Consider the following 353-nt stretch of genomic DNA (forward strand, 5'->3'; position numbering starts at 1 on the left):
CTCCCACCGCCAGCCGCGTGCCCCAGAATCATCCTGCTGCGGTATATCCCGTGCGGATGATTCTGGAGCGCGCGGTTACATGCGATGGCCGCTGAGGCGTAGTGACGTCAGCTCCACTTCTCGACGAACGCCAGGGTCGCGGTGTTGGCGGCGTCGGGATCGGAGGCCGTGAGGAAGTGCTGGCCGCCGTCGACGATCTGTAGTTCGGCGGAGGGGGAGGTGGTGAAGCGCGTGATGCCGTCCTCGGCGTTGGCCACCGAGTACACCTGATCGGCGGTGCCCTGGAGCCACAGCACCGGGCAGGTGACGCCGTCGAGCCGGGCTTCGAGGCCGTCGCGGTCGCGGAGGTTGAT

1 protein-coding gene is annotated in these 353 nt (G+C 67.7%); it reads right to left on the reverse strand.

Annotation, left to right across the window (positions count from 1 at the left end; genetic code table 11):
* Positions 1-107 precede the first annotated feature (107 nt).
* A partial coding sequence (locus G6021_RS17640) for an alpha/beta hydrolase (protein WP_241736616.1) occupies positions 108-353 on the reverse strand: 246 nt, incomplete at its 5' end.

Source organism: Dietzia sp. CW19 (assembly GCF_014145265.1).
In the GTDB taxonomy this organism is placed as follows: Bacteria; Actinomycetota; Actinomycetes; order Mycobacteriales; family Mycobacteriaceae; genus Dietzia; species Dietzia natronolimnaea.